Source organism: Streptomyces sp. NPDC026673, from assembly GCF_040638135.1.
Classification (GTDB): domain Bacteria; phylum Actinomycetota; class Actinomycetes; order Streptomycetales; family Streptomycetaceae; genus Actinacidiphila.
Genome location: NZ_JBEZXR010000175.1, coordinates 1 through 2,310, shown reverse-complemented (window position 1 = coordinate 2,310; position 2,310 = coordinate 1). Strand labels below are relative to the sequence as shown.

General features: G+C 68.5%; 3 protein-coding genes and 1 pseudogene. 1 reads left to right on the top strand and 3 read right to left on the bottom strand.

Annotated features, from left to right (window positions below; all coding sequences use genetic code 11):
• Nucleotides 1-294: 294 nt before the first annotated feature.
• From AB0F62_RS42675 to AB0F62_RS42665, 3 genes are read right to left on the bottom strand one after another with little or no spacing between them, the layout of a single operon-like run.
• Nucleotides 295-1,209: a hypothetical protein gene (locus AB0F62_RS42675; protein ID WP_361812285.1), complete on the bottom strand. Its 915-nt coding sequence runs from the start codon at nucleotides 1,207-1,209 to the stop codon at nucleotides 295-297.
• Nucleotides 1,206-1,325: a hypothetical protein gene (locus AB0F62_RS42670; RefSeq protein ID WP_361812282.1), complete on the bottom strand. Its 120-nt coding sequence runs from the start codon at nucleotides 1,323-1,325 to the stop codon at nucleotides 1,206-1,208. Before AB0F62_RS42670 ends, AB0F62_RS42675 begins: the two co-directional genes overlap by 4 nt.
• On the bottom strand, nucleotides 1,316-1,693 hold the full coding sequence (locus tag AB0F62_RS42665; protein WP_361812279.1) for a hypothetical protein: 378 nt from the start codon (nucleotides 1,691-1,693) through the stop codon (nucleotides 1,316-1,318). Before AB0F62_RS42665 ends, AB0F62_RS42670 begins: the two co-directional genes overlap by 10 nt.
• 110 nt (nucleotides 1,694-1,803) lie before the next feature.
• Between AB0F62_RS42665 and AB0F62_RS42660 the strand changes: the two are divergent.
• Nucleotides 1,804-1,956: pseudogene (locus AB0F62_RS42660) on the top strand (IS1380 family transposase); the annotation flags it as partial.
• Between the last annotated feature and the right edge of the window lie 354 nt (nucleotides 1,957-2,310).

Genomic DNA, 2,310 nt, shown 5'->3' with positions numbered 1-2,310 from the left:
CTTCACAGCTACAACCACCACCGCGGACACACCGCCCTGAACGGCAAACCACCCGCCAGCCGCGTCCCCAACCTCACAGGGCAATACAACTAGCCACCTGCTTCGGGCCTGACGACTGCTACGGCGGCGGCTGGACTTTGATCCACCTCATCGAAACAGCCCCCGGTCCGTTGCCCGTCATCCCCCGCCCCAGCGCCGAGAACCCCACCTGGGACATCCCCTGGGGACGCTGGCGCTGGCACTACGTCACGGCACGCGACGATGAGGCCCCCACCTGATGTTGCCTGCTGGCGATCAGTGCGTGATTGGCGAACCCTCTTCGGCCGCCGCGGGAAGGTAGCCGCAGAAATCCGGGGCGCACGCGACCTTGTGGTCCCGGCCCCAGAGGTAGGTGTCGCGCTCGGTGGAGCGGGCGAAGTGGGCAAGGCGAAGCTGTTGTCGCCGGGTCAGAGTCGAGGGCAGCGCCGTGAAGGTCTCCGGGAGTACGGCGACCATGCCGCTGACCTGCTCTCCGTCGCGCATCCGCAGCAGCGCGGTGCACTGCCACCAGCCGATCTCGCCGTGGCTGATCGGGGTGCCGGGCCAGTAGTACGACGCCGGGTTCGGCAGCAGGTAGTGGACGCCGTCCGGATCCAGATGCGCTCGGAGCCACGGTCCTCCTCCGCCCAGGCCGAGTCGGAGCCGTCGGGCCTCGTCGTACAGGGAGCAGACCGTTTCGGTGTCGAGGGCCTTGAGAACCTTCGCCTCGACGGGCAGCGGTCGGCGTCCCGCTGGGGTCTTGACGGGCCAGCGTCCGAGCAGGAATCCGGCCCGCTGCCGCGGTGTCATCGGGGACGGGTCTTTGCGACGCTTGGGCAGGGGTGGGGGTGGCGTCCAGGTTCGTCCGTCTCGGCCGATTTGGCGCAGAATCCACTCCTGTCCCTTCGGGCCGGCGGTGTTCCAGACCCCGGTCATCGGCCGGGCAGCGGTGGCCTGCTCCCAGCTTCCGGGGCTCGCGCCCGGGCGGGACGGCGTAGTGGGACGCGGACGCGCGACGTCAGGCAGGTTGTGGCCCAGGTCGGCCAGAAACCTGATGTGTTCCAGTGCCTCTTCGGCGCTGGCCCTCGACTCGTGCCGCGTGCTCCCGGCCAGATGGCGGATCTCGATGAAGGCCCTGGCCGCCAGGAGCGCGGCCATGTCCCGGTCGGACTCGGACTCGCGGCGTCTCACGTCGTTCCTTCCTTGCTGCGGTGACCGGCGCGTTCGAGGACGCGGTGGACAGTGGCGCGACCGACGGAGAACACCTCCTTCAGTTCGGCGATCGTGTAGTCGCCCGTCACGTGCATGCGGACGAGTTCGGCTTGCCGGCGTCCCGACAGCTTGCGGTGGCGGCCTGCTGAGTGAGTTCCGCCGCGATGTCGTCCCAGTCCGGCCCGTGCAGCCACAGGCTCTCCGCGGCCTCCCTCAGCAGGGCCGGCTCGTCCGGTCGCTGCAGGAGCACAAGCCGGTAAGCGAGGTTGCGGACCCACACCGGCAGGCGGCCGTCGACCACATTCGGGCAGAGCTCATGCAGCATCGCGAGGATCGTGTCCACGTCCGCGAAGGTCAGCTCCTCGACGAAGTAGTGCTCGCGGTGTTCCTGGCCGCACTCTGGTGTGGGGCGGTACTCATCTCCGTAAAGACAGCGGGCGTGCTCCGTCAAGGTGCTGTGCATGGGCCGGAGCCTACGGCGTCGCGATCCGCCGGATGGAACATAGTCCCAGGTCTGCCCATACTCGATCTCAACGCTAAATCCAGTAACGGACCTACTCGGCCCCGGAGGGGCGACCGGACCCCGGCGCCCAGCTGCCGATCGCCGACGCCGACGGCATGCGGCTGACCTGTTTTTCCACCGACACCGCCGACGCCCCGATCTCCGCCCCGGAACTGTGGCACCGCCGGCGGGCACGCGCCGAAGAGCGCATCGGTGCCGCACGGCCAGCGGCCTGCGCAACCTCGGACCAGATTGAGATTGGGGCCAAATCTCATGAGACGGGTGTCCCGTCTCAGTGAAGTTTGACCGTTCTCACCGAAGTTTGACCGGTGCCCTGCGTTTGCGGCTGTTGAGGCTGCGAGGGGCGGGGCGATGGTGGCTACACCTGCGCGGGCAAGCGGTGATGAGGCCCCGCGTACCCTAGCTGGGCCCTGACCTGCAGTGGCTGCTACGCGTCGGGGGTGCCGTCCTCGGTCGTGAAGACGACGGCTGTCCCCTGTACGGCGGTCATGCCGAGAAGCCTCCCGAGGAATCAGCGGCGGGAGGCTGGTGCCATCGGCGCGGCATGCACGTCTCAT